Annotated in this window: 18 protein-coding genes and 2 pseudogenes; 16 read left to right on the top strand and 4 right to left on the bottom strand. The window is 72.8% G+C overall.

Features of this window, described 5'->3' with window-relative positions:
• The first annotated feature begins 219 nt into the window (after positions 1-219).
• The 6 genes from IF83_RS0105375 to IF83_RS0105405 all read left to right on the top strand — a co-directional run bounded on the left by IF83_RS0105375 (position 220) and on the right by IF83_RS0105405 (position 7,998).
• Entirely contained in the window at positions 220-1,770 is a 1,551-nt protein-coding gene (locus IF83_RS0105375; RefSeq protein ID WP_051722479.1) for an MFS transporter, read from the top strand.
• Between the two features lie 130 nt (positions 1,771-1,900).
• The gene (locus IF83_RS0105380; protein WP_078843183.1) at positions 1,901-3,139 is read left to right on the top strand and encodes a PucR family transcriptional regulator; all 1,239 of its coding nucleotides are present in this window, start codon (positions 1,901-1,903) and stop codon (positions 3,137-3,139) included.
• Between the two features lie 322 nt (positions 3,140-3,461).
• Entirely contained in the window at positions 3,462-4,460 is a 999-nt protein-coding gene (locus IF83_RS0105385) for an XRE family transcriptional regulator (protein ID WP_244176855.1), read from the top strand.
• A gap of 201 nt (positions 4,461-4,661) precedes the next feature.
• Positions 4,662-5,801, top strand: a complete 1,140-nt coding sequence (locus IF83_RS0105395; protein WP_030542862.1) for an SGNH/GDSL hydrolase family protein — start codon at positions 4,662-4,664, stop codon at positions 5,799-5,801.
• 310 nt (positions 5,802-6,111) lie between these two features.
• Complete coding sequence (locus tag IF83_RS29890; RefSeq protein WP_244176857.1) at positions 6,112-6,579, top strand: MerR family transcriptional regulator; 468 nt, start codon at positions 6,112-6,114, stop codon at positions 6,577-6,579.
• Positions 6,580-6,750: 171 nt separating this feature from the next.
• On the top strand, positions 6,751-7,998 hold the full coding sequence (locus IF83_RS0105405; RefSeq protein WP_078843185.1) for an MFS transporter: 1,248 nt from the start codon (positions 6,751-6,753) through the stop codon (positions 7,996-7,998).
• 40 nt (positions 7,999-8,038) lie between these two features.
• On the opposite strand, the gene IF83_RS0105410 is transcribed toward IF83_RS0105405, so the two are convergent.
• The gene (locus tag IF83_RS0105410) at positions 8,039-9,940 is read right to left on the bottom strand and encodes a DUF6461 domain-containing protein (protein ID WP_030542865.1); all 1,902 of its coding nucleotides are present in this window, start codon (positions 9,938-9,940) and stop codon (positions 8,039-8,041) included.
• 330 nt (positions 9,941-10,270) lie between these two features.
• Between IF83_RS0105410 and IF83_RS0105415 the strand changes: the two genes are divergently transcribed.
• From IF83_RS0105415 to IF83_RS0105425, 3 genes are all read left to right on the top strand, one after another.
• Entirely contained in the window at positions 10,271-11,197 is a 927-nt protein-coding gene (locus IF83_RS0105415) for a hypothetical protein (protein ID WP_158710998.1), read from the top strand.
• Positions 11,198-11,245: 48 nt separating this feature from the next.
• Positions 11,246-11,902, top strand: a complete 657-nt coding sequence (locus IF83_RS31040) for a pentapeptide repeat-containing protein (protein WP_051722481.1) — start codon at positions 11,246-11,248, stop codon at positions 11,900-11,902.
• A gap of 266 nt (positions 11,903-12,168) precedes the next feature.
• A complete protein-coding gene (locus IF83_RS0105425) occupies positions 12,169-12,975 on the top strand; it encodes a nucleotidyltransferase family protein (RefSeq protein ID WP_030542868.1) in 807 nt (268 codons plus the stop codon).
• Positions 12,976-13,169: 194 nt separating this feature from the next.
• Here IF83_RS0105425 and IF83_RS0105430 read toward each other — a convergent pair whose 3' ends face one another.
• Positions 13,170-13,328: a DUF6223 family protein gene (locus IF83_RS0105430; RefSeq protein ID WP_347877092.1), complete on the bottom strand. Its 159-nt coding sequence runs from the start codon at positions 13,326-13,328 to the stop codon at positions 13,170-13,172.
• 9 nt (positions 13,329-13,337) lie between these two features.
• On the opposite strand from IF83_RS0105430, the pseudogene IF83_RS0105435 reads away from it, so the two are divergent.
• From IF83_RS0105435 to IF83_RS0105445, 3 genes and pseudogenes are all read left to right on the top strand, one after another.
• Positions 13,338-13,745: pseudogene (locus IF83_RS0105435) on the top strand (sensor histidine kinase); the annotation flags it as partial.
• A complete protein-coding gene (locus IF83_RS0105440) occupies positions 13,742-14,425 on the top strand; it encodes a response regulator (RefSeq protein WP_030542871.1) in 684 nt (227 codons plus the stop codon). The pseudogene IF83_RS0105435 and the gene IF83_RS0105440, both read left to right, overlap by 4 nt.
• A gap of 55 nt (positions 14,426-14,480) precedes the next feature.
• Positions 14,481-15,947 (top strand): AAA family ATPase, encoded by a 1,467-nt coding sequence (locus tag IF83_RS0105445; protein ID WP_030542872.1) that lies wholly within the window; start codon positions 14,481-14,483, stop codon positions 15,945-15,947.
• 307 nt (positions 15,948-16,254) lie between these two features.
• On the opposite strand, the gene rox is transcribed toward IF83_RS0105445, so the two are convergent.
• Positions 16,255-17,694 (bottom strand): rifampin monooxygenase, encoded by a 1,440-nt coding sequence (gene rox, locus IF83_RS0105450; RefSeq protein WP_030542873.1) that lies wholly within the window; start codon positions 17,692-17,694, stop codon positions 16,255-16,257.
• A 693-nt stretch (positions 17,695-18,387) separates the two neighbouring features.
• On the opposite strand from rox, the pseudogene IF83_RS29900 reads away from it, so the two are divergent.
• Together IF83_RS29900 and IF83_RS0105460 are read left to right on the top strand one after the other, a co-directional pair.
• A pseudogene (locus tag IF83_RS29900) lies at positions 18,388-19,364 on the top strand (GlxA family transcriptional regulator).
• A 190-nt stretch (positions 19,365-19,554) separates the two neighbouring features.
• Positions 19,555-20,190, top strand: a complete 636-nt coding sequence (locus tag IF83_RS0105460) for a DJ-1/PfpI family protein (RefSeq protein ID WP_030542874.1) — start codon at positions 19,555-19,557, stop codon at positions 20,188-20,190.
• Between the two features lie 44 nt (positions 20,191-20,234).
• On the opposite strand, the gene IF83_RS0105465 is transcribed toward IF83_RS0105460, so the two are convergent.
• Positions 20,235-20,960: an SDR family oxidoreductase gene (locus IF83_RS0105465; protein WP_030542875.1), complete on the bottom strand. Its 726-nt coding sequence runs from the start codon at positions 20,958-20,960 to the stop codon at positions 20,235-20,237.
• 87 nt (positions 20,961-21,047) lie between these two features.
• Here IF83_RS0105465 and IF83_RS0105470 point away from each other — a divergent pair, with 87 nt between their 5' ends.
• Positions 21,048-21,914 (top strand): LysR family transcriptional regulator, encoded by an 867-nt coding sequence (locus IF83_RS0105470; RefSeq protein WP_030542876.1) that lies wholly within the window; start codon positions 21,048-21,050, stop codon positions 21,912-21,914.
• Between the two features lie 590 nt (positions 21,915-22,504).
• Positions 22,505-25,465: a glycoside hydrolase family 18 protein gene (locus tag IF83_RS0105475; RefSeq protein ID WP_030542877.1), complete on the top strand. Its 2,961-nt coding sequence runs from the start codon at positions 22,505-22,507 to the stop codon at positions 25,463-25,465.
• The last annotated feature ends 138 nt before the right edge of the window (positions 25,466-25,603 follow it).

Below are 25,603 nucleotides of genomic sequence, written 5' to 3' on the forward strand. Positions count from 1 at the left end.
GTGGGGAGGGCGGAAGCGCGAGTCCCTGACGGTGCACCAGGTTCCGCCGCGAAGTGACTCCCGAGTAAGACGGATCGCTGACAGAACGACGGCCCGCCTCTGTCACTCCGCTGACAACGGCGGGCCGCGAAATGGGTGTTGGGAGCAGCAGCGGGCAGCGGCGTCCGGCACGCAGAATCCGGGGACGACGGCGACGGCGCCGCGTCGGGAGGTGGAGCGATGAGCCGGGGAAGACTGTGCGCGCTGCTGGCGATGGCGGCCCTGACCGGGTTCATCACCACACTCGACAACACCGTGATCAATGTGGCGCTGCCGACCGTTCAGCGGGATCTCGGACTGACCGTCACCGACCTCGAATGGGTGGCCACCAGCTATGTGCTGACCTTCGGCGCGCTGCTGCTCACCGGCGGCAGACTCACCGATCTGCTGGGGCGCCGCTCCGTCCTCGCCACCGGGATCACCGTGTTCACCCTGGCCTCCGCCGCGGCCGCCCTGGCCGGCGACGGGAGCACGCTCATCACCGCCCGCGCCGTGCAGGGCGTGGGCGCCGCACTGGTCATCCCCGCCTCCCTCGCGGTGGTGGCCGCCGACCTGCCCGCCCGACGGCGCACCATGGCGGTGGGCCTGTGGACGGCGGCGCTGGCCACGGCTCTGGCACTCGGGCCGGTCATCGGCGGCTTCGTCACCGAACGGTGGGGCTGGACCTGGGTGTTCCTGCTCAACGTGCCGTTCGGCGCGCTCGCCCTGCTGCTCGTCCCCGCCGTCCCGGCCGTCCCCGCCGTCCCCGCCGGCCGCGCCGCCCGGGCCCGTACCGGCGCCGGCCTGCTGCGCCGCCTCGACCTGCCGGGTGTCGTCCTGTCGTGTCTCGCGCTGTTCCTGCTGACCTACGGACTGGTCAAGGGCGGCGAGCACGGCTTCGGAACGCCGCCCGCACCGCTCTGCCTCTGGCTGGCCGGGGCCGCGGCCTGCGCCTTCCTCGTCGTCGAGACCCGTGCCCCCGTGCCGCTGGTCGAGCTGCGGCTGCTGCGCGGCCGTGCGCTCTCCGGCGGAGCCGCCGCCCAGGTGCTGTGGGGGATCGGCGTCAACGGGGTCTTCTTCTTCACCGCGCTCTACCTCCAGCGCGTGCTGGGCTTCTCGCCCACGCGGGCGGGACTGGCCTTCCTCCCGCTCGCGCTCGCTCTGCTCCTGGTCACCCCGTTCGCCGAGCGCGCCGCCCGGGCCGTCGGCGCGCACCTGTCCATCGCGGCGGGGCTGGTCCTGGTCGCGGCCGGGCTCTGGTACGTGTCCGGCACCGGACGGCACGCGGACTACTGGGACCTGCAGCCGGGGCTGCTGGTCATCGGCGCCGGATCGGCCCTGACGGCCCCGCTGACGGTACGGTCCGTCGCCGATGTGCCCCCGGCCCGGACGGGCATGGCCTCGGGGCTGGTCAGCGCGGCCCGTGAGGTCTCCGGAGTGTTCGGAGTGGTCCTGGTCGGAGTCGTCCTGACGCGCACCGAGCGCTCCGCCCTGCGCGACGGCGCCGATCCGGTCGGCGCGTTCCTCGACGGCTACGACTCCGGCCTGCGGCTGGCCGCGGGCTGCGTCCTGCTCGGAGCGGCGGTCACGGCCGTCGCCCTGCGCCGCCGCGGCCGGCACCGGCGTCCGCGCCGCCGCCCCGCGCATGCGGGCGGTGCACGTGCCGCACCCGCGCACGGGGCGCGAAACGCGCGGACGGACGGGGCGCACACCGCCGGTGCGGGCGGGGCGCGGACCATCCGCGCCCGATGAGGGCCGCGGTGCCCGTTGTCACCGAAGTGACAACGGGCGGCAGCAGCACTGTCGTCCGGCGAAGAGCCTTCACAGCACAGCGGCGGTATCTTCACCGGGCCTTTGTCCCTCACGCGCAAAGGATCAATGCATGGTGAACGGTTTGCAGCCACCGGCCGCCGTCGAGACGGCGGACACGGCGATCCCCGAGGCGTCGGCGACCTTCCGGTCGCTTCCGGCCGGGCTCCACGAGCATCTGAGGCCGTTCCTCGAAGAGATCACCGAAGAAGTCGTCCAGGCCATCCGCAAGGAGATCCACGAGTACCGCCGGCCCAGCGACGACACCTACAGCCACGTCGTCCACCGGGGTGTGGAGCAGGCACTGCGCGGCTTCCTGGCCAGAATGGCCGAACCGGACACGGACTGGGAGGAGGTCAAGGCCACCTACCACCGCATCGGCCGGGGTGAGGCCGACGAGGGCCGCAGCCTGGACTCGTTCCAGGCGGCGCTGCGTCTCGGCGCACGCGTCACCTGGCGCAGGGTCAACGCGCTCGTCGACGCCGAGGTGCTGCCCCGCCACGTCCTGGCCACCTTCGGTGAGGCGCTGTTCCTGCAGATCGACGAAATGGCGGCGGCGACGACCATCGGCTACACCGAGGCGCGGCTGCACGCGGCCGGCGAGCTCCAGCTCCGCCGCACCCGGCTGATCGACTTACTGACGGGCGAGCCCTCGGCGTCCGTCGAGGCGATCACCGACCTGGCGCACAGCGCACGGTGGACCGTCCCGCGGGAACTCGCGGTCGTGGTCGTCGATCACGACCCAGCGCCGGAGTCGGCGCGCCCCATCCTCCCGCCCGAGTTCCTCGGCTGCTTCGACCGGCAACCCGGCGTCATGGTCGTGCCCGACCCCGAACGGCCCGGGACGCTCCGGGCCATCGGGGCGGTGCTGAACGGACCGCGCGCGGCCGTCGGCCCGACCGTCGCGCCCGACGAGGGGGCCCGCTCCCTGCGGTGGGCCCTGGACGCCCTGGCGCTCTCCCGGCGCGGTGTCCTGCCCGGCACCGGAGTGGTGCGATGCGCCGACCACCTGGCCACGCTGCTGCTGTTCCGCGACGAGGCACTGGTCGACGCGATGGTGAGCCGCCGGCTCCAGCCGCTCGACCAGGTGCGTTCCCCCCAGCGCGAACGTCTCGCCGAGACACTGCTGTGCTGGCTCCAGTGCGGTCACAACGCCAGCGAGGTCGCCGAGCGGCTGGCCGTGCATCCGCAGACGGTGCGCTACCGCCTGCGGCAGCTGGACGAGGTGTTCGGCGAGCAACTGCGCGACCCGTCGGCACAGTTCGAGATGCAGCTGGCCCTGCGGGCACTGAGCCTGCGCTCCGGGACGTGACGTGCGCGGGTGGCGCGGTGCCGCGGCGGCCCCGGGGCCTTGCCGCCGTGCCCGGGTGCGGGCACGACGGACGTCGGCAGCGGCTCGTGCGGTGCGCACACCGCATGCGGACGACGCCCCGTGGACGGACCTCGGAGCGGATGAGCGGGGCGCGGACATCGCCGACAGCCCGCCCGCTGTCCGGGACACGCGCCGGACAGGGCTTTGACCAGCTCGGCAAGCACGGTGCCGAGGACGGTACGGTACGCAGTTCTGCTTCGGGGTCCGGCATGGCGGATTCCGCCGTTGTCCCCTGGGCGACGGCCGCAGCAAGATGGCGGGCATGGGGACCCCGAGTGAGCCATCTCCGCACGAGGCCCGGGACTCCGCGGGGTTTGCCGAGTTGATGAAGCAGCTCAAGGAACGGTCCGGTCTGACGTACCGCGAGCTGGAGGAGCAGGCCGCCCGGAACGGTGACGTGCTGGCCCGCAGCACGCTGGCCGACCTCCTGAGGCGTGCCGGCCTGCCGCGTCCCGACGTACTGGCCGCATTCGTGCGGGCCTGCGGGGACGGTCAGCGCGTAGGTGTCTGGCTGGACGCCAGGGAGCGGATCGTCGCCCAGGGGGCAGCCCCGCACTTACCGGTCGGGACTCCGGCGCCGGCCACGGCGCGGGCGGAGGGCGGAGCGAGGCCGGTGACCGAGGAGTCCGCCTCCCTGCGGCAACGGCGCGGCCGCACACGGGTGTTCGCCGTCGCCGCCGCGCTCGCCGCGGCCCTGTCCGCCGCGGTCCTGTTCGCCGTCGGAATCCGGGGCTTTCCGCCCACTGGATCCGGCGGTACCGGCCACTCCGACGGCCCGGACGCGCGGAAAGCCGCGGCCACCGATGTGCGGACCGTGACCGACGGCTGGGTCACCATCCGCCCCGCCCGGGAGACGGATCTGTGCCTGACCGAAGGACGGGACCGCAAGGGCGCCTACGGCAGCGCGGTGGCCGTCAACATCCCCTGTGCCGCGGCTTCCGTACCCCGCACCTACCTCGAACCCGCCGGCGAGAACTTGTACCGCATCCAGTGGCACCACCCCGAGTTGGGCAAGGGATGCCTGACCGTCATGACGGGAGGCCCCGTCAACGGCATGCTCGAACCCCGTGACGACTGCGCCCGGGCCACCCTGTTCCGCGTGGAGTCCGCCACGAACGGCTCCACCGGATTCCGGCTCCGCCCGGCTCACAGCAGCCAGTGCATCGGTACCACCGGAGGCGACGCCGTCGAGGGAGCCGAAGTCGTCCAGGAACCCTGCACGGGCGACGCCGACCAGTACTTCGTCATCCGGGCGAGCTGAGCCGGGAGGGACGGTCGGCGGCGACGCCGAACGACGGGAGCGCCGAGCTCCGGGACGTCTCCGGTCCGGCGAGCCCCGCCCCGAGCCCCGCCGTCTTGACGCCCACCGCGCCGCGACTGATGGTGTGCCGGTGGGGGAGCGCTCCCATGGGCCCGCCCGCACCCGGTCACGAGCAGTCCAGGACAGCGAAGGGAACCGCACATGCGCAGGTCTCGTCACCTCTCCCGGCGGACGTTCCTCACGGCCTCGGCGGCGGGCGTCGTCACCGCCGTGACTCCTCCGTCCCAGGCGTCCGCCGCCCGTGGGCCGCGGTCGTCCGCCGCCCCGGCCGCGTACCGGACGGTGGGCCGGGTGAAGGAGGCGGCCGGCGGATACGTGGAGTACAGCTGGCCCGGCATCTCCTTCGAGGGCCGTTTCCGCGGCACCGGCGTCGGAGTCGTGCTCGACGACGCCGTCAACGACTACGACGTCCGGATCGACGGGGAGACCGCCCGCACCCTGGTGACCCCGGGCCGCACCACCGCGTGGATCGACGGCCTGCCGGACGGCGAGCACAGCGTGCGGCTCGTCAAGCGGACGGAGAGCACCTGGGCCGCGGGCCGGTTCGGCGGGTTCACCACCGCCGGGGGAGGCGTGCTGCTGCCCGCCCCCAAGGCGCGGAGCCGGCAGATCGAGTTCATCGGGGACTCCTACACCGCCGGATACGGCAACACCTCGGACAGCCGCGACTGTTCCGCGGGCGGCGGTGTCGACCGGAACACCAACGCCGGCCTCGCCTTCCCCGCCCTCACCGCCGCGGCCCTCGGCGCCGACCATCAGCAGAACGCCTTCTCGGGCCGGGGCATGGTCCGCAACTACAACGGCGGCGAACCCGGCACCGACTACCGCACGTACTACGACCGGGCGTTGCTGCACGTCGCGGGCGACGTGTGGGAGAAGCCGGACTGCTGGAACCCGCAGGTCGTCGTCATCGGCCTGGGCATCAACGACTTCTCGACCCCGCTCCGCGCGGGCGAGCCCTGGGCCACGCAGGGCGAACTCATCGCCGCGTACGAGAGCGCTTACCACGGCTTCCTCGACAAGCTGCGCGCCCGCTACGGCTCCGGGACATACCTCGTGGTCAGCGCCACCTCCGTGTCCGGCACCACCGCCTTCGCCGACACCGCCGAGCGCATCGTCCGGGACCGCGCCGCGCGGGGCGACGACCGGGTGGGCCACTGGTACTACGACGACCCGGCCCTGGACCGCCTCGGCTGCGACTGGCACCCCTCCCTCAGCGACCACCGGATCATCGCCGGCCTGCTCGACCGGTACCTCGCCACGCTGCCGCTGGACTGGTGAGCGGCGCGGTGCGGTGACGGACGGGCCGTGCGCGGCGGCCCGTGTGCGGCGGCCCGTACGCGTTCCGGCTCGCTCGCGTGCGTCCCCCAAGGTCTACCGCGACGCGGCCCACCCGTCCCGGCTGGTCCTGCCGTTCACGGTGTCCGCGGCGCCCGCCGAGCGGCGTTGACGGGAGCGGATACGGGAGTGCGCCGTACCGCTTGCGTGCCGCCGTGGGGGACCGGGGAACTACCCTGCGCGCGAACGAAGTTGTTACCGGTGGGCCGTCGCCGGGGCGTGGAACGGGGCGACCGCTCCGTGGACTTCGGCCGTGAAGGGAGACGCCGTGCAGATCGGGGAGCTGTCCGAGCGGACCGGGGTGAGCCGCCGGTCCCTCCGCTACTACGAGCAGAAGGGGCTTCTCCATGCCCACCGCACCGGCAAGGGGTGGCGGGAGTACGACCCGGAAGCCGTCAACAGGGTGCTCAACGTACGGGAGTTGCTGCGCTCCGGGCTGACCGTTGAGGACATCCGTCAGGTCGAGCCCTGTCTGTCCATGGAGGCGGCCGACTTCATGTCCTGCTCCGACGCCGGCCACGCGATCGCGATGTACGAGGAGCGGCTGGCCGTCCTCGACGAGAAGGCGGCGCTCCTCCAGCGGCACCGGGAGGAGCTGGTCCGCCGCATCGCCGTGCTGCGCACCCAGGGCCTGTTCCCGGGCGAGGGGCCCGGGGCGGCATCCCCCGGCGCGGCGGGCGCCGGGAACGGGCTTGACCTTGACACCGGTGTCACCACCTAGCGTCCCGGGCGTACGTGATGCCGCGGCGCGGACCGGGCGCCCGAGGGCGCCCGGTGCCCGGCACCCGATGCCCATGACGACTACGAGCGCGCGCGTCCCCTGAACCCTGTGCCGGCTTCCCGGTTCGTCGGGTGCTCCGGAGCGCGCGACGGTGACGGAGGTTCGCCCGCCATGACAACCGCCGGGAGGAGAAGCCTGCCGAGTTGGCTTCTCGTGCTGTTCCTGACCTTGCTGGCCACGGCCACGGACGAGTTCATCATCGCCGGTGTGCTCAGGACGATCGCGGCCGACCTGGACGTGAGCGTCCCGGCCGCCGGGCAGCTGGTGACGGTGTTCGCCGTCGTCTACGCGCTCGGGGCCCCGACGCTGGCCGTCGTGTTCGAGCGTTTCCCCAAGCGCACCGTCATGGTCCTGGGACTGCTGGTCTTCGTCCTGGCCAACGCGGCCGCCGCGATCGCGCCGGGGTACTGGTGGCTGATGGCGGCCCGTGTGCTCGCGGCCCTGTCCGCGGCCGTCGTGACCGCGGCCGCCTTCACCACGACGGCCATGGGCGCGCCGGAGGGCATGCGGGGCCGCTACCTCGGTGTGGTCACGGCGGGCATGACGGCGGCGCTCTTCACCGGTGTGCCGCTCGGGTCGTGGCTCGGTGGCGCCTTCGGCTGGCGGGCGACGTTCTGGCTGATCGCCGGAGTGGGAGTGGTCGCGGCGCTGGGCCTTCTGGCCACGGCGCCCCGGATCGGCGGCAGCGAGCCCGCACCGTTGAGGGAGCGGCTCAGCCCTCTGCGGAACGCCGCCGTCATGCGCCTGGTGACGGTCACTTTCCTGGCGGCGAGCGGCGGGCTGATGTTCTACACCTATCTCGGGGTCTACACGGCCGAGGTCGCCGTCGGTTCCCCCGGGCTGCTTCCCTTGATGCTCCTGGTCGTCGGTGTCGCCGGCCTGTTCGGCGCCATGGCGGCGGGCCGTGCGGCTGACGCGCTGGGTCCTCGGCGCGGTCTCCGGCTGGTCATCGGCGGGCACGCCGTGGCTCTGGCGCTGGCCGCGGTCCTGGTCTTCAGTGGCGTGGGCAACCCGGTCGTGCTGGGCGCCGTCATCGCCTTCTGGGCCGTGTTCGCGTGGGGCCTCAACCCGCCCGTCCAGGGGAGCATCATGGGCGCGGCGGGCCCCCGGGCGGCGATGACCGCCCTCGCGCTGAACATCTGCGGTCTCTACCTCGGCACCGGAGTGGCGGGTGCTCTCGGCGGCGCAGTCATCGGTATCGCGGGTATCGGCTGGGTGCCCGTGGCGGCCACCGTGCTGATGACCCTCTCCTTCCTCCTGACCCCGCGTGCGGTGCCCGGTGCACAGGCCGGGGACAGGAGTGAAACCCAGTCCGTCCGGGCCCGACCGGCTGTACCGGGGTCCCGGACGAGCGGCTGACCGGCTGAACCGGGACGGCGGCACGGCCCCGGGCTCCGGCCTACGCCGGCCGGGCCGTGACCGTCACATATCCCTCCCCGGGGCCCGGTGGCCTGATCCACGGCCGGGTCGGGAGCACCGGCAGCCGGCCCTCGTCGAGGGCGAACCGCGGCAGTGAGACGCCGAACGCCGCCGCGATCGCGTCCAGAGCGCGGCCCTCGCCCGAGGCGTCGGCGGCGGGTCCGGCGGGGTCCGGGAACAGATGGTCCGGGGAGAGGGCACGGGGAAGCGTGCCCGTCCGGTGGCGCTCGGTCCCGCGGACCGTGAAGGCGTACCGCTGCTCACCGTCCTCGGCGCAGGCGAAGTGGAACAAGCCCGGCCCGGACCAGACCGTGAGGGCGCGGGTGCCGTCCGACAGCCCGGTGCCCGGGTCCGTCAGGCGGCCGGGGTCGAAGCCCAGTTGGCCTGCCGACTCGAAGGCGAAGCTCCATCCGTCCCGGGCGCCGATCCGCGCCATGGGGCCACGGTGCTCGCGCTGCCCCGAGAACCGCAGGTCCCAGAGGTCGGCCTCGCTCGCCACAGGCTCCAGCGGGCCGGTGCCGAACCGCTCAGCCAGATCCTCGGGGCGGACGCCCTCCACCAGGACGAACCGGTACCCTTCCCGGCGCGGTGCGGCGCTGGGGCGCCCCCGGGCCAGCCACCCGAGCCCGTCCCGCGCCGCCTCGCCTCCTTCCCTCCCTTCCGCCTCCGCGACGGGAGCGGGTATGTCCCCCGCCCGACCGGCCCGGGGTGTGGTCAGAAGCCGGCGGCCCCGCTCCGGTGTGACGACCGGCCCGAGCAGTGGATCCCCGAGCAGGCCGAAGGGGGCCAGATGGTCCTCCCGGTACGGCTCCCACCGCGGGACCGCCGCCGCGAGGATCCGCCAGGCGCCGTCCGTGTCACCCCATCGCGCCAGCTCCCTGGCCTTCTTGACCGCCTGCCCGAAGGGGCCGGGTGAGCTGTATTCGTAGGTGCGCTGCCTGATCCGTGCCAGGACGGCCGCGGCCCGCTCCCGGTCCGCCGCGTAGTCCTCCGTCACCGGGCCGAGCACCAGGGTGTCGTGTGTCCGGCGGTCGCGCAGGTGGTTGAGCACCTTCAGGGGCAGCACCTCGCCCGCGTACAGCGGATCGTCCATGCGCGGGTCGACCGGTACCCAGCCACGCCCACCGTCGAGCAGTGCCCGGAGCTGAGAGGCCAGCAGACCGGCACGCGGCCGGCCGAACTCCGCCGCCTCGCCGAAGACGGCGAGCGCCGCGTCCAACTCGCCCCGCAGACAGGCCGACCGGGCCTCCTCCACCTGGGCGTCGAGTCTCCGCGTCACGGAGTTCCCGAAGCCGGGGTGACCGCCGCCCAGGCTGTAGAACTCCTTGTACATGTCCTCCATGAACGCGCGGAACGAGCCGTATCGCTCCGGCCGATCGCCGCCCCACCCGTGGTACACGTACACCGCCCACTCCCCGTCGGCGCCCACGTCACCCGGGTCGAGCAGCACATCCGTCATGTCCGAGTCGAGCGACAACTGCAGCGCCCGGCCCCACATGCCGGCAAGGACGACCTCCTCCTCGGCCGGGTCCTCGCCGAGGTTCTCCTCGTACATCGGCCGCAGATCGTACGGGTCGCCGTAGGGCGCGATGTCCTCCGCCCCGGCCAGCAGATGAACGAAGCCACCCGCATGCCGCCAGCCGTCCGATGTCTCCAGGAAGGAGCACAGGGACGGCGGCAGCGGCGCCGCGATGCCCAGTGCCCGGACCCGCTCCTCCAGAGCCGCCATCCGCGCCGGACCGGCCGGGGCGAATCCCAGCCAACGGTTCCGCACGATCTCCTCGTCCAGCTCCTGGAACTCCTCCGGATCCTCCGCGGCCCGCGCTTCCAGCCATTCCTCGCTCCACCGCTTGAGCAGCGGCCCCCACTCGGCGTTCCCCATGCGCACCACCCTGGCATCCGCCACCGACAGCGGAGCGCACGACTCACCCCCGCGCCCCAGGCGCGGCACGACCCCCGGGACCCGGAACCCGGCACCCCACGCACCCGGCACCGGCCCCGGACCTTCCGGCACCGGCACCGGGGAACTTCCGGGAGCTCCGACCGGGCAACGCGCCGAAGGCCGAAGGCCGAAGGCGGAATGCCGAACACCGAACACCCGATGCCGGGCAGCTCGGCCGGCCCGGGTGCCGGCAGGCGGGACGCATCCCGCCGCGGCCACCGCTCCGGCTGCCGGAGGAACCGTGCCCGGCTGCCCGGCGTGATCAGGGACATGACGCAGAAGCGGGAAGCGGCGCGACGCGCCATCGGCCACCTGGTGGCCGTCTGGCTGGCCGGATGCGCCCTGACCGGCATGCAGGTGACGGCCGTACTCGCCATGCTCTTCTCCGGCGGAGCGCCTCTGCTCACGGCCGTTCTCGCCTTCGTGGTGCTGCTGGCGGTGGCCGTGCTCGCGGTGCTCGGATCCGCCGTCCGCACGATGGTGCCGCTCATGCGCGGGCGGGGTGGTCTGTGGGCCTGGACGGCGAGCGTCTATGCGCTCGGCACGGCCGCCGCGTCCGGAGTCACTGTGGTGAGTATCCAGATCGACCGCCTGGACGGCATCAGTTTGCTCTACCCGGCCGGGGGCGCCTGCTACGCGATCGCGGCCGCGCTCTTCCTGCCCGGCGTCCGCGTCAAGCTGGGTGCCGCCGGAGCGGCGGCGGCTCTCGCCGCGGGCGTGGCGTACGCCGCCTGGGCGGCCGCGCAGCCGCCCACGCTCGGCGAGTGGATCAGCGCCAACGGCGTGGACCGGGGCATGCTCCGGGTCGGCGACCCGCCGCCGGGGTACACCCTGCGCGGCGTGGGCGCGAGCGAGGACGGCTTCGGTGCCCATTACGGGGGGCCGCACGCCGAGCCGCTGCGTCTCGGCGTGGAACGGGCGGGGCACGAGACCCGGCGCGTCGACGCGCGCGATTGCCCGGTGCCCCGCGGCGACCCGATCCGCTGCACGGACGACGGCGGAGGCCGCCAACTGCGCGTCTACGAGGGGGACCACGAGCGCTGGGAGCTGCGTCTGCGCCGTGACGGCCTGGTGTACACCGTGTCCGGGGACGGCTCCCCGACCGATCCGTCCGCGGCCCGCCACATCCTGTCGACGCTCAGGCCGGCGACCGGCACCGAACTCGCCGGCCTGGTGGAGTTGCCGATGCGGCGATGACAGCGAGGGGAATCCACCCCGGCCGAGGCTCAAGGTGACGGCGCCGTCGTGGCAGCACACATCCGGGGCCACCGATCCGCGGCGGACGGCGACCAGTTGACGGACCCCGTACACGGTGGCGGAGACCCCTCGCCGACGTTCCTGCCCGAGGATCTCAAGGCGGCGTTGTCCGTCATCGCCAGGCGGCCGGAACGGCACCTCTCCGACGAGTGGGTCGATCTGCGCAGCATGGACTTCCGGGGAGCGGATCTGCGTGAGGCGGATCTGCGGGCCGCGGACCTGAGGGAGACCACGTTCGAAGGGACCAGCCTTCGCGGCGCTGTGTTGAGCAAGGCGGATCTCCGCAGGGCGAATCTCCGGTTCGCCGACCTCAAGGGCGCCGATCTGCGCGGTGCGGATCTCAGAGGCGCCGACCTTCAGGCCGCGGACCTCGAGGCGGCCAGCCTCCGGGAAGCCAAGCTCACCGGTGCCACGCTCCGCGGGGCGAGCTTCTTGTACACGGATCTCGGCGACGCCGACCTCATGTACGCGGACTTGAGAGAGGCAGACCTCGCCGTGACCAACGGGAAGTCGGAGTACGGATACCTGGAACCCGCCCAGGTGGCCAAGGCGCGCGTCCACCGGTCGACACGGCTGCCGGCGGCGGTGGCCGGAAAGGCCGTGGTCCTGCGGCGGATCGAGATGTCCGAGACGGGCAACCGGTGAGCGCACTGGGCCGGCGGCGCCCCGGCGGGCGGCGGCCGGGGCACTGAACGGTCGTCCCCAGGCGGAAGCCGGCCCGGGTGCGCCCGGGACCGCGCGCGGCTCGTCATCATCGCCTGCGAGAGCGGACTGGCGGAGCGCGGGACGCCGTCGTGACCACAACCCCGCCGCCGCAGCACCCCTCTGCCCGCGGGTGAACGAGGGGACGCTGCCGCGCCGCCCCCCTAATCCGCTCGGCGGCACACGGCGGCACACGGCAGAGTGGCCCCGTGGACGAACGAGGACTGGACCGCGACGGAACGATCGCACGCGAAGGCGCACTCGCCCGGGTGCCGCCGGCGTTCGTCCCCGTCGTCGACGCCGCCCGCGCCCACATCGCCGAGACGTTCGGCAGCACGCGCCTGCACAGCGCCTACCTCTACGGCAGCGTCCCCCGTGGCACCGCCATCCCCGGAGTTTCCGACCTCGACCTCCAACTCGCCCTCCGCGACGAGCCGACCGAGGCCGACCGTGCCGACGCGCAAGCGATCGAGGCGGCACTCGACCGCGCGTTCCCGCAGATCGACGGCGTCGGGATCCTGCTGGCCGGCACGCGGCTCCTGCTCAGCGACATCGAGCGTCACGACGCCGGGTTCTTCATCGCCTGCCTCTGCACCCCGCTGCTGGGCCCCGACCTCGCGGAACGACTGCCCCGTTACCGGCCCACGGCTCTGCTCGCGCGGGAGACCAACGGTGACCTCGCCCGCGTGCTTCCGCGCTGGCGTGCCGCGGCGGCCGAAGCCACCACGGACGCCGATCGCCGGACCCTCGGCCGTGTCGTCGGCCGCCGCACCGTCCGCACGGGATTCACCCTGGTCATGCCCCGGTGGGGCGGCTGGACCAGTGACCTCGACCGGTCCGCCGAACTCTTCGGCCGCTACTACCCGCGGCGCGCCCGGCAGATGCGTGCCGCCGCGTCCCTCGGCCGTGCCCCCTCACCGGACCCGGCGGTGCTCGGCATGCTCATCGACGACCTCGGCCCGTGGCTCGCGGCCGAATACACAGCCGTGCACGGCGAGAAGGCCCCGCGTCCCTGACGGGCGGCCCACGCCACGCCACGGCCCGGGCCTGTTCGGCGACCACGGATCCTGCGGATGCCCGGCCGGGGGGCCCGCCCGCCGGCGGGACGCGTCGGCAGCCGATGCCCGTTCACACCCGCGCGGTTGTCCGGCCGGCGGGCCGGTCCGACGGCCAGCCGGTCCGACGGTCCGCCGGTCAGCCGGAGCGCCGGTCAGCCGGTCGGCACGCTGCCCCGGGTGCGGGACAGGGCCGTGCCGCCGAGGACGGTGGAGACCAGTCCCAGCACCAGGGCCACGAAGGCCCCGCCCAGCCCGTTGCCGGTGCCGAGACCGCCGTCCGCTGTGGCGGCGAACAGCCCGCCGAGGGCCATGGCGATCGGCCCCGCGGTCAGGGCCACCTCCCCGAACTGGTGGAGCGGGCGGGCAGGGCGGGCCTGGAGGCGTCACTGACGATCGAGGGGCAACGGCAGGACGTACCGGCCGCGGTGGGCCGGACCGTCTACCGGATCGTCCAGGAGTCGCTGACGAACATCGCCCGGCACGCCGCCGCCGCGACGGCCTCGGTCCGGATCGACTGCGGCCCGGACGTCCTCGCGGTCCGCGTCGACGACGACGGCGAGGCCACCCCGGACGCCGCCCCGGTGCCCGGCGTCGGGCTGCTCGGGATGCGCGAACGCGTCACCGCCCTCGGCGGCCGGCTGCGCGCGGAGCCGCGCAGCGGGGGCGGCTTCACCGTGCGGGCCGAACTGCCCGTGGAACTGCCCGTGGACCGGGCGCCGGCGCCGTGATCCGCGTCCTGCTGGTCGACGACCAGCCGCTCGTGCGCAGCGGATTCCGCGCGCTCCTCGACCTGGAGGACGACATCGAGGTCGTGGGCGAGGCCGGCGACGGCCGGGAGGGCCTGGCCCTCGCGGGGGAGCAGCTGCCCGATGTCGCGCTCGTCGACATCCAGATGCCGGTCATGGACGGCATCGAGGCGACCCGGCGCATCGCCGCCGACCCGGCCCTGGCCCGGACGCACGTCGTGATCCTCACCAACTACGGCATGGACGAGTACGTCTTCCACGCGCTGCGCGCGGGCGCCGCCGGATTCCTCGTCAAGGACATCCTGCCGGAGGACCTGCTGCACGCGGTGCGCGTGGCCGCCCGCGGCGACGCCCTGCTCGCCCCGTCCCTCACCCGCAAGCTGATCAACCGGTACGTCTCCCAGCCGTTGCCCGGCAGCCCGGGCGGCGCCGGCCTGGAGGAGCTGACCAACCGGGAGCGCGAGGCCGTCGCCCTGGTCGCCCGGGGCCTGTCCAACGACCAGATCGCGGAGCACATGGTGATCAGCTCGCTGACCGCGAAGACCCACGTCAACCGGGCCATGACCAAGCTCCGCGCCCGCGACCGCGCCCAGCTCGTCGTCCTCGCCTACGAATCGGGCCTGGTCACTCCGCGGAGCTCCGGAGGACAGCGGGGAGAATAATGATAGGTGCAACTATGATAGCTGTACCTATCATAGTTGACGGAGGTGTTGTGGGGTGGTCAAGCCGGAGCGGTTGTTCGCGCGGGACGCCGAGTGGCGGGAGCTGGACGGCTTCGCGGCGTCGGAGCAGCAGGGTGCCTCGCTGGGGCTTGTATACGGGCGGCGGCGGCAGGGGAAGACGCTGATGCTGGAGCTGCTGGCGCGCGAGTCGGGAGGGTTTCTCTTCGCGGCGACGCAGCAGAGCGAGGCACAGAACCTTGCTGATCTGGGCTCGGCGTACTCGGCGTTCCGCGGACTGCGGCGGCCGGTGGTGTTCGCCGACTGGCGGGACGCGCTGGACGAGCTGCTGCGGATCGGTGAGGACACCCCGCTGCCGGTGGTGATCGACGAGTTTCCGTATCTGGTGTCGGCGTCCCCCGCCCTGCCCTCCTACCTGCAGCAGGCTCTCAGCCCGCTGAGCCATGCCAAGGAGCACACCAGGACCCGGCTGATCCTCTGCGGCAGCGCGCTGACCACGATGGCGCAGCTGCTGGGCGGAGGCGCCCCGCTGCGAGGGCGGGCGAGCATGGAGCTGGTGGTCCGGCCCTTCCGGTTCCGGGAGGCGGCCGCCTTCTGGGGCGTGGAGGACGACCCGGAGCTGGCGTTCCGGCTGCACGCGCTGGTGGGCGGAACCCCGGCGTACAAGGAAATGTGCGGGGGCGCGGGGCCATCGGACCTGGCGGACTTCGACCCATGGGTGGCCCGTCGGCTGCTCAACCCGGCATCGGCCATGTTCCGTGAGGGCGGGCTGTTGCTGCGCGAGGAGCCGTCGATCTCGGACCCGACCTCGTACGCGGCGATCCTGGCGGCGGTCAGCGCCGGACACCACCGCAGATCCGAGATCGCGGGCGTGCTGGGGCGGCCGAGCAGCGCGCTGGCGCACCTGCTCGCCGGGCTTCAGGCCATCGGTCTGCTGGAGCAGGTCCAAGACGCCATAAGGGACAAGCGCAGTGTTTTCCGGGTAGCCGAGCCCGCGGTGCGGCTGCACCAGCTGTTGATCCAGCGGCACGAGCCGGAGTTGGTCGTGGGGCGGGCCGACCGGGTGTGGGCGGACAACGCCGACACTGTCGCCGGGAAGATCTACGGCCCGCACTTCGAGGAGCTGGCCCGCCAATGGTGCTTCGAACACGCCGCGCCGGAGAGCCTGGGCGGCCGGGCGACCTGGGTGCGTCCGACCGAGATCGCCTGCCGGGAGCACCGGCGTGGGCACGAACTGGATCTCGTAGTGGCGGAATCGCCGGCGTTCGGGCCGGAGCGGATCACCGCGATCGGCGAGGCCAAGGGGACCGTCACCCCGGTCGGCCTTCCGCAGTTGGAACGTCTGGAACATCTGCGCGGACTGCTGCCCAGCGCCCGGGTGGGGGCCCTGCCCAAGCTTCTGCTCTTCGCCCGCTCCGGCTTCACCGGGGACCTCCGCCGCGAGGCCGGACGGCGGGGCGACGTCGAGCTCGTCGACCTGCGGCGGATGTACCGGGGAGAGTGACGCGCGGGGAGGCGGGCGGAACGGACGAGCGGTGACAGGAGCCGCGGTGTCCGGGGATCCCGGCTCCGGGGGTCCGGGAGACCCGGGCCCGGGGGTCCGCCAGTGGCCGCCCAGGCCCGGCAGGCAGGTTCCGTCAGCCGTGCGGCCGAAGACTTCCGCCTCGGCCGGCCCCGCGGCGTTGACGGTTCCGTTGACGCACACCCCGCTCTCCTCGCCGCCGACGGGCACGCCGCGGGGCGGGGTGAAGCGGACGGAGGCCCGTGCGCGCCGACGACCCCACGGCGGGCCGCCGGCCGCCGGAGCGCGCTCAGCCGGTCGCGGTCCCGAACCACTTGGGCAGCTGGGCGAGCAGGTCCCGCTGGTCGTCGCCGACCCAGGCGACATGGCCGTCCGGGCGCAGCAGGGCCGCGGGCACGTCCCTGTCCCGCAGTTCGTCGCTGGTGTCGGCGACGTGGTCGACCCGGTCCTCCCAGCCGGTCACCGAGAGCCGGCCGGTCTGGTCGAGGAGCAGCCCCCGGCCGGCGTGCGTCAGCTCGTAGAGACGGCCCCGCTGCCGCAGCTCCACGTCCCGCAGCCGCCGGCCGAGCAGTTCATGGCCCTCGCCGAGGTCGTAACGGATCCCGATCGCGGTGATCTTCTCGATGAGGTGGCGGTTGACCTCCTCGAACTCCATCAGCTCCGCCAGCAGTCCGCGCAGGGCCCTCGGGCCCGGCTCGGAGGACAGCAGCTCCATCTGGGCGCGGGTGTTGTCCAGCACGGCGGCGGCCACGGGGTGCCGTTCGGTGTGGTAGCTGTCCAGCAGGCCCTCCGGTGCCCAGCCGGCCACCTCGGCGGCCAGCTTCCAGCCGAGGTTGAACGCGTCCTGCACGCCCAGGTTGAGGCCCTGCCCGCCGGTCGGCGGGTGGATGTGCGCCGCGTCGCCGGCCAGCAGCACCCGGCCGGTGCGGTAGCGCTCGGCCAGCCGGGTCGCGTCACCGAAGCGGGAGAGCCAGCGCGGTGAGTGCACACCGAGGTCGGTACCGGCGAACTTCCGTACCTGACCCCGGACTTCCTCCAGGGTCGGCGGGGTCGTGCGGTCCTCGGCCACCCCCTCGGCCGGCACGATGAGCCGGTACACCCCGTCCCCCACCGGCATGGTGCCGAACCGCCACTCCCTCGTGCGGACTTCCGCCACCACGGCGGCCAGCTCCTCCGGCCCGACGCCCACCTCCACCTCGCCCAGCAGCGTCTCGACGCGGCTGGGCTCGCCGGGGAAACCGACGCCGAGCAGCTTGCGCACCGCGCTGCGGCCGCCGTCGCAGCCGACGAGGTAGCGCGCGCGGAGCCGGGAGCCGTCCGCCAGTTCGGCGGTCACCCCGTCGTCGTCCTGGCTCAGGCCGGTCAGCTCGCGGCCGCGCCGGATCTCGGTGCCGAGCCCGGTCGCGTGCTCGGTCAGCAGACGCTCGGTGACCGTCTGCGGGATGGCGAGAACGTACGAGTGCGCGGTGTCCAGCCCTTCCGGCCACGACGGGCCGATACCGGCGAAGAACCCCCCGACGGTGAACTTCCTGCCGAGCGCGAGGAACTCCTTCAGCAGACCGCGCTGGTCCATCACCTCGACACTGCGGGCGTGCAGGCCCTGCGCGCGGGAATGCCCGGTCGGCTCCGCCAGCTTCTCCAGTACGACCACCCGCACGCCGTGCAGCCGCAACTCGGCGGCCAGCATCAGGCCGGTCGGCCCGCCACCGGCGATGATCACGTCAATCATGAAACCCCCCACTAACTGAACAGGACATCGGACTCCGCGGCCGGCCGGGGTGCGCGGTGTTGCGTCGCGCGGTGTTGCGTCGCGTGGTGCCGCGGCGCGTGGTACCACGTGGCACGCGTGGCGTCGTACGGTCCGGCGGTGCGCACGCGCCCGTCCGGACACCGCGGAGCACCGCCCGCCGCCGGCCGCCCGCCAACCGTGCGACCGCATCGCCTCACCCGCCGGCGCTACCGGTACCCGGCGGGTGCCCTCGTATCGACAAAGACCCGCATACTCCGCGAATCCCCGTTTACCGCAGATCCCGGCCGCGGACGGAGATTCTGCACCACGAACCGGGCCTTGCCGCAAGGCCCCCCGTGCGCTATATGTTGAGAGTGGCAAGGAGTGGTTCAACTCCTTGCCTTTGTCGTTCGCCGGCTGTCGTGTGCCGGCCCGCCGCCCCCACCCCTCCGCAGACGAAGCACGGCGAAGCCGCCGGGAAGCGCCGCAAGCAGGGGGAGCCCCGTCACCTCGGGGGCCGCCCCGGTTTCCGGGTTCGCGTGAGCGGGAGGCGCCGCGTGGGGCCGTGCGTGCCGGGCCGACGTCCCCCTCTGCCGACTGTCCCGGCTGTCCCGGCCGGCCGTCCCGGTCATGGCAGGAAAGGTGGGAAAGCCGTCATTGCCGCCATGCCGGCCCGCTGCCAGGCTGAGCCGCATGGAACCGCGACGCGTGGTCATCGTCCTCTTCGAGGGCGTGCAGAGCCTCGATGTGACGGGCCCCCTGGAGGTGTTCGCCGGCGCGGGCCCCCCCCGGCGGGGCGGCCGGACGCGTACCGGGTCACGACCGCCGGACTCGGCGGCGGACCGGTGCGCACGTGCAGCGGGCTGCGGCTCCTGCCGGACGACGACCTCGCCCGCGTCGGCGCGGTCCACACCCTCGTGGTGCCCGGCGGCCGCGGGACGGCCGATCCCGATCCGGCCGTGGTGCGGCGGATCGGCGAACTGGCGCCCGCGGCCGAGCGCGTCGTCTCGGTGTGCACGGGCGCCTTCCTGCTCGCCGGGGCCGGCCTGCTGGCGGGGCGCCGCGCCACGACGCACTGGGCGTACTGTGACGCGCTCGCCCGGCGCTTCCCGGACACCGACGTCACCTCCGAACCGATCTACGTCAGGGACGGGCCCATCGCCACCTCGGCCGGGGTCACGGCGGGCATCGACCTGGCCCTGGCGCTGGTCGAGGAGGACCTCGGCCGGGACGTCGCGCTGCTGGTGGCCCGGCACCTGGTGATGTTCCTCCGAAGGCCGGGCGGTCAGGCGCAGTTCAGCACGCAGCTGGCCGCCCAGCTCGCCGAACGGCACCCGCTGCGCGAGGTCCAGCGGTGGATCGCCGAGCACCCGGACGGCGACCTCTCGGTCGACGCCCTCGCCGCCCGCGCCGCGCTGTCGCCGCGCCATTTCGCCCGCGCCTTCGCCGCCGAGGTCGGGACCACACCCGGACGCTACGTGGACGGGGTCCGGCTGGAGGCGGCCCGGCGGCTCCTGGAGGACACCGGCGACGGTATCGAGGAGGTCGCCCGGTCCTGCGGCTACGGCACCCCGGAGGCGATGCGGCGCGCCTTCGTCCGTGCCCTGGCCGTACCGCCCGCCGAGTACCGGCGCCGCTTCCGCACCCACCGGACCGGCCGGGCCGGCTGAACCGACGAACCGGCTGAACGCGCGGGCCCAGTCGAACTGGCCGAACCGGCCGCACCCACCGAACCGGCCGCACCCACCGAACCGCCCGAACCCACCGAACCCACCGGACACGCCAACCGGCCGAACTTGCCGAATCACCGAATCCGCCGCAGCCGCCGAACCGGCTGAACCGGCTGAACCGAGGAGAACGATGCAGATCGCCGTCCTGCTGTACGACCGTTTCACGGCGCTGGACGCCGTCGGCCCCTACGAGATCCTGTCCCGCGTCCCCGGCGCGGAGGTGGTCTTCGCCGCCGCACGGCCGGGCCCCGTCCGCACCGACATGGGCAGCCTGGCCCTCACGGCGGACGCCGCGCTGTCCGAGGTGGCCGCGCCCGATGTCGTGCTCGTCCCGGGAGGCCCCGGCGTCACGGACCTCCTCGCGGACGAGCCCGCCCTCGACTGGCTCCGCCGCGCCGACGCGGCCACCACGTGGACGGCCTCGGTCTGTTCGGGCTCCCTGCTGCTGGCCGCCGCCGGCCTGCTGGCCGGTCGCCGCGCCACCTCGCACTGGATCTGCCAGGATGTCCTCGCCGCCTTCGGCGCCGTCCCCGCCGCCGAACGGGTCGTCATCGACGGCAAGTACGCGACCGCCGCGGGTGTTTCGGCCGGTATCGACCTCGCCCTCCAGCTGACCGGCCGCATGGCCGGCGACAGGGTGGCCGAGGCGGTGCAGCTCGTCGTCGAGTACGACCCGCAGCCGCCTTACACCACCGGTTCCACCGCCACGGCACCCGCCGCCCTCGTGGAGTCCCTGCGCGAGAGCAACCTCGTCGTCGGTGTCTGACCCCGAGCGACCCCGAGCGGCCCCGAGCGGCCCGCCCTTCCAGGTCACCAGGGCACGGGCCCCGCGTCGTCGAAGAAGCCGCCGCGCGGTCCGTCGTCCGGCAGGGTGGCGAGCCGGATGGCGATGGCGGCGCCCTGCTCCGGCGTCCGTGGCGCGTTGAAGCCGGTGAAGTCGGTCGCCACGTGGCCGGGGCAGCAGGCGTTCACGATCACGCGCGTCTCGGCGAGCCGGCGGGCGTACTGGGCGGTGAGGCCGTTGAGCATGGTCTTGGACGGCGCGTACGCGGCCATCACCGGGCCGGTCCGCAGCGTCAGTGAGCCCATGTTGCTGGACATGTTGACGATGCGCGGCGAGTCCGCGCGGCCGAGCAGCGGGAGCATCGCGTTCGTCACCCGGACGACCCCGAACACGTTGGTGTCGAGGACGGTGCGGACGACGTCGAGGTCGAGCGTCGTCGGGTCCTGCGCGCCGTCGTCGAACCGGCCGGAGATGCCCGCGTTGTTGACGAGCACGTCGAGCCGTCCCGCCGTCCCCTCGATCGCTTCCGCCGCGGCAGCGGCGCTCTCCTCGGAGGTGACGTCGAGGGCGACCCCGAAGGCGTCGACGCCCTCGGCGCGCAGCCGCTCGACGGCCTTCTCCCGCCGGCCGTCGTCGCGGGCCCCCACCGCGACCGTGAAGCCGAGCGCCCCGAGCCCCTGGGCGATGGCGAGACCGATTCCCTTGTTCGCGCCCGTGACCAGCGCTGTCTTCGTTTCCTTCACGCGCTCCATGCTCGGCGCGCCGCGTCCGCACCGTCCAATACCGGATGAGTCCGCTGTGATACCCACCGGGTATCAGCACGCCGGTAGGCTGCTCGCGTGGACGATCTGGAGACCCGCGAGCTGCGCTACTTCGTCGCCGTCGCCGAGGAGTTGCACTTCGGGCGCGCCGCCGTCCGGCTCGGCATCGCCCAGCCTCCGCTCTCGCGCGCGATCGGACGGCTGGAGCGGCGGCTCGGCGTCCGGCTCCTCGACCGGGACCGCCGCGGCGTGGCGCTCACCGACGCCGGCCGGGTGCTGCTCCGGGAGGCCGGGGCGGCGCTCGACGCGATCGCAGCCGCCGCGCGCCGGACGCGGCGGGCCGGGGACCCGCGGCGGCCACTGGTGCTCGCGACCAAGGCCGGGGCGTCCCACGAGCTGCTGCGGAGGCTCCTCGACGCGGTCGCGGACGAACCCGGCGCGGCACCGGTCGAGGTCCTCCTGTGCGAGGTCGGCGAGCAGGCGGGGCTGCTGCGCGACGGGCGCGCCGACGTGGCGCTCATGCACCGGCCGTTCGACGACCTCGCCGGGTTCGACACCGAGGACCTCCGCGTCGAGGGCCAGGTCGCGATCCTTCCCGCCGCGCATCCGCTCGCGTCACGCGACCGGCTCACACTGGCGGAGGTCAGCGACGTGCCGGACCTGCCGATCGCCCGGTGGCCCCGGCTCGACGGGTCGTACCCGGACGGGCCCGGACCGGAGGTGCGCACGCAGTCGCAGCTCGCCCAACTCGTGGCGCTCGGGCGGACGCTGCTCGTCATCCCCGCCTCCAGCCGTGCCTGGCAGTGGCCGGAACACGTCGCCGTACCCGTGGTCGACGCGCCGGACGTCACCACGGTGATCGCCTGGCCGCCGAACAGCCGCTCCCCGGCGGTCGCCGCACTCGTCCGCGTGGCGGCCGGGCTCCGCGGCGCGGTGACGGCGTAGCCGGTCCCGGACGCACGCTGCCGCCTCCCGGGCGGGAAGAGTTCACTTCCCGCTCGCCCGCCGGATGCCGAACGGCCGGCCTGGTGAAAGCGCGCGGTCATGAACCGGGCCGTTTCGTGCGGTGTGCCGGGGACTTTCGCTCGCCGGGAAGTGCCCGAAAGTACCCGTGCCTTTTCAGCGGACATGTGTTTCCGGGAAAGGGAGTGGCGTGGAGACCCGGGCCATGCGATGGGACGGAGAACAGCGAGGATTTTCGACGGCTGATTCTGGTCTGGGACGGCGATGAAGGCTCTGTTTGACTGGCCGTCACCGCGCGAACGCCTCCGTGGCCGATCGGCACGGACGCAGGGGCGCCACCGGCGGTGCCGGCACCGGATTCATCGCCGGATCAGCCCCGTTCCCCGTTGAGCGGGGCGTTTCCTCCACAGCACAGTGGTCCGCAGCATGGAAGTGGGTTTTCAGTGGGTGTTTCGTCGGATTACCCTGACGTTCCCGAGTGGGTTGCGAAACCCGAGGGATATCAGGCAGGGGCCGTCACCAAGTACAAGGGCAACATCTTCCGCGCCGCTTTCTGGGCCGATGAGCCGGGGGTGGGCGATGCCAACACGAATGGCTGGCGGTTCTTCGACGAACTGTACGACCAGACCTCGGACATGCCGGCCCAGCAGTCGAAAATCATCGCCTATATCCCCACCTGGCGAAGGGCGGAGGGATTCGACTACGGCAATGGCGAGATGTATCAGTACATCACGCACGGCATCATCGCGTTCCTGACGTTCAGCGAGACCAACCCCGGCGAGTTCGACCCGAAGTCGGTCTCGGACATCGGTCACATCATCCGGGACGTGGTCGTCGCCGCGCATCTGTACGACACCAAGATCATGGTCGCGCTGGGCGGCGCGAACGACTACGCCTTCCTGGACCTGATGACGACGATCGGGAACAACCCGGCCGCCCCGGAACTCGACCAGACCGTGCGCAAGGTGGTGGACTTCGTCACCACCCACCGTCTGGACGGCGTCGACCTGGATCTGGAGTGCTGGTGGGGCAGGCCGGGTGAGCCGGACCAGGGCGGCCGGACGAAGGCCGACGGGCCGCATCCCGCGGGGCGGGGCCTGACGCTGTTCGCCCGGAAACTGAAGCAGGCCATGCCCGACAAGGTCGTATCGGCGGCCGTCTTCGGCACCTCCTGGTACGGGAACAACTACGACCCCGAGGTCGCGGAACACGTCGACTGGCTCGGGGTCATGACGTATGACTTCACCGGTTCGTGGGACCGTTCCCCGGTGGGCCCGCACTCCGCCCTGCTCAAGATCCGCAGCGAGGACACCTCGGACATTCGCGAGGCGGATGTCTACCAGGAGACGTACCTTCCGGAACAGCACGGCAGTTGGCCGGGCCCCAGAACGGGCACTGGCGGTACGGAAGCGGACAACATCGAGAACAATCCGATCCTGTCCGTCGAGGACTCCCTCTGGTACTGGACGAACCCCCTCTTCGTGAACCATCAGGGAGCGGGACAGAAGGTGGCCCGCGACAAGATCGCGGCAGGGGTTCCGGTCTACGGCTACGACTTCTCCGCGGCCAAGGACCCGGACGACCTGACCGGGGAGGTTCCCCCGGGTTACAAGGTGCTGCGGCACAAGGACCTCATGGCCGAGTTCCCCGACGCCCACCGAGCCGAGAACGGGAACATCAAGGTGCGCGGGAGCACCCCCCGGCCCACCCTCACCGAACCCCTGCCTCCGGGCGACTACCCGTACGCCCACAACATCTATTTCGAGACACCGGGCACCGCCGTCACCAAGCTCCAGTTCCTCAGGAACGTGGGAGCCCAGGGCGTCATCATCTGGGAACTCTCCAATGACGTCTGGGAAGACGGCAAGAGCGTCATCAAGGCCCTCTACCGCGCCTCCGGCCATCCCGAGCCCGAGCCCGTCACCCAGCCGCCGACCGTGACGGGTACCCACTGCCTGTGGGACTCCGTCGGGTTCCTGGGCTTCGCGACCGACGACCTGCAATTCAAGGACGACGGCATCATCCGGCCCGGTGTGCGGCAGTTCTCGGCCAGGCTGTGGAACATCCCCGACGGCGCGGACTGGAAGGACGTGGCCCGGCGTTCGCCGGCCGTGGTCAAGAGGCAGTACTTCACCAGGCCCACCCGCATCGTCGACAAGGGCGCTCTGGGCCTGTGGGGAGAGTTCGACGTCCTCGAATCGGTCGACACCCCGGCCTGGTACTGGGGCCACATGGAACCGGAGGAGGGCGGTCCGTCCGGGCACACGCGGTACCGCTCACGCCTGTGGGGCCTCTCCCTCAGCGACGACTGGCAAGCCGCCGCGAAGAAGACCCCGGCGCTCATCGAAGGCCAGTACTTCGACCAGCCGTCGGAAATCGACGACCAGGGAGTCGGCGGCCTCTACGGCCTGTTCGACGTCAGCCATGAGCCGCGCACCGTGCCCGCGCCGGTGACGGAGGCCCTGGGGCGCAACGACTGCTCCTACTGCCTGATCGGCTCCATCCCCTCGCAGGGCGACAACGTGACGATGGTGCACGTGACGGCCCCGATGGTCGTCAGGGACGGCACGCCCTACCTCTACTCGGCGGTCACGCGGGCCGATGACTCGGTCGACTTCCCCGAGGGGGCCGTCATGTCCCTCCAGGACCCCGGCGGAACCACCTACGACCACGAAGTCGAGGACGAGAACACCTTCGTCATGATGTCCGGCTCCTCGATCCGGTGCCTGGTCGTCAAGGACCCCCAACCCGGTAACTGGACCATGCACATGAGCGCGCCGGCCGGTACCGGCTTCCGCTGCGAGTGCAACACCGTTCCGAGCGCGGATGTCTACGACACCATGGTGGAAACCTGGCAGAAGCTCGGCGCGACGCAGGGCATCGAGCCCCGGGACGTCACCGGCGGCCAGGTCGCGGCCTTCCTGGCCGTGGCGGCGATCACGCTCTTGGTCCCCTTCCCGCTGAACATGGTCACCCGAGGCCTGATCCTGGCCGTCACCGGAGTCGGATGGCTGGGGTTCGCGAGCCAGGACACCAAGGACGCCGCGTCACGGAGCATGGCGGCGGCCGCGAAAATCCTGTCCAAGCTGATGAAGGACCTGTGGGAGGAAGGCTTCTCCGCCCTGGGGAAGTACAGGGACCTGGTCGGAAAGAACATCTCCAAGGAGGAGGTCGAGGTCATTCGCCGCTATCCCCGGAATCTCGCCACCTGGCTCGGAGTGCACTGCGACGTGTACAAGGTCGTCGAGCACATGACGGACGTGGAGGAGCAGAACTCCGTACGCCATGTGTACTGGCAGTGCCTGCTCAAGAAGCGGCTGGGCGAGGAGTTCGCCGTCGCGATGGGCGACGCCCACGAGCGCGGACGCCCGGGCACCGAAGCGGACAACAGGGCGGACGAGCTCAACAACGTCATCGGTCTCCGGCTCGCGGACGAAGTGGACTCCGACGAGGACTGCCTGAAACGCGCCCGCGAGATGTGGGCGGCGGGCGAACTGGCCACCCGCGTCGACCTGGAGGGCGACCCGACCTGACCGGACGTCAGTGTTGCGGTAGCCGGTAGCCGGTAGCCGGTAGCCGGTAGCCCGCAGCGCGGGGCGCCCACCGGCGCGCAGCGCGGTGCGGACGGAACACGAGCAGAATGCCGGCGGGCCGGGCGGCGCGCCGCACGG

Source organism: Streptomyces albus subsp. albus (assembly GCF_000719865.1).
GTDB lineage: Bacteria > Actinomycetota > Actinomycetes > Streptomycetales > Streptomycetaceae > Streptomyces > Streptomyces albus_E.

Coding starts and splice junctions, on each gene's coding strand:
- IF83_RS0105460 (WP_030542874.1), top strand. CDS start 19,555: ATGCAGATCGCCGTCCTGCTGTACGACCGTTTCACGGCGCTGGACGCC.
- rox (WP_030542873.1), bottom strand. CDS start 17,694: ATGATTGACGTGATCATCGCCGGTGGCGGGCCGACCGGCCTGATGCTG.
- IF83_RS0105410 (WP_030542865.1), bottom strand. CDS start 9,940: ATGGGGAACGCCGAGTGGGGGCCGCTGCTCAAGCGGTGGAGCGAGGAA.
- IF83_RS0105430 (WP_347877092.1), bottom strand. CDS start 13,328: ATGGCCCTCGGCGGGCTGTTCGCCGCCACAGCGGACGGCGGTCTCGGC.
- IF83_RS0105385 (WP_244176855.1), top strand. CDS start 3,462: ATGGGGACCCCGAGTGAGCCATCTCCGCACGAGGCCCGGGACTCCGCG.
- IF83_RS0105415 (WP_158710998.1), top strand. CDS start 10,271: ATGACGCAGAAGCGGGAAGCGGCGCGACGCGCCATCGGCCACCTGGTG.
- IF83_RS0105395 (WP_030542862.1), top strand. CDS start 4,662: ATGCGCAGGTCTCGTCACCTCTCCCGGCGGACGTTCCTCACGGCCTCG.
- IF83_RS0105405 (WP_078843185.1), top strand. CDS start 6,751: ATGACAACCGCCGGGAGGAGAAGCCTGCCGAGTTGGCTTCTCGTGCTG.
- IF83_RS0105380 (WP_078843183.1), top strand. CDS start 1,901: ATGGTGAACGGTTTGCAGCCACCGGCCGCCGTCGAGACGGCGGACACG.
- IF83_RS0105465 (WP_030542875.1), bottom strand. CDS start 20,960: ATGGAGCGCGTGAAGGAAACGAAGACAGCGCTGGTCACGGGCGCGAAC.
- IF83_RS0105375 (WP_051722479.1), top strand. CDS start 220: ATGAGCCGGGGAAGACTGTGCGCGCTGCTGGCGATGGCGGCCCTGACC.